This is a genomic window from Lentilactobacillus diolivorans DSM 14421, from assembly GCF_001434255.1.
Lineage (GTDB): Bacteria > Bacillota > Bacilli > Lactobacillales > Lactobacillaceae > Lentilactobacillus > Lentilactobacillus diolivorans.
Window position 1 is genome coordinate 1 of record NZ_AZEY01000009.1, and the last position, 388, is coordinate 388.

The 388-nt window shown below is 42.0% G+C and carries 1 pseudogene; it reads right to left on the reverse strand.

The annotated features are described in order from the left end of the window. Positions 1–388 (reverse strand): annotated as a pseudogene (locus tag FC85_RS00795) (MobQ family relaxase); the annotation flags it as partial.

Here is a 388-nt window from a genome sequence, read left to right on the forward strand (position 1 = left end):
CGTTGGTAATCTTCATCACGAGCATATAGAACAGTTATGATCGCATCACTAAAGGCCGTCTTTAAGTAATAGTCTGGACTAACTGGCTTATAATTTAGCGGTTGATAATGCCCCATATTTGCTTTTCTGTACTGATCGTCCTTGGCTCGTTGCTCTTTTGACTGCTTTTGGATTTTCTCGATTTGACTGTTCTTAATCGTTGGATCGACTTTGCATTCACCCAAAAAGAGTTGTTTAGTGCCATCATGCTTTAAAACCCGTTGTAGGTGATGATTTTCTAACTGATCTAAGCTGAGCTGTCCCGATAGATAAGCTAGTCCTTGCAGATGCTCTTGGGTATTGAAAACTCGCGGTGGGGTTTCCTGCCACTGTGCGATTGTTTCAACCT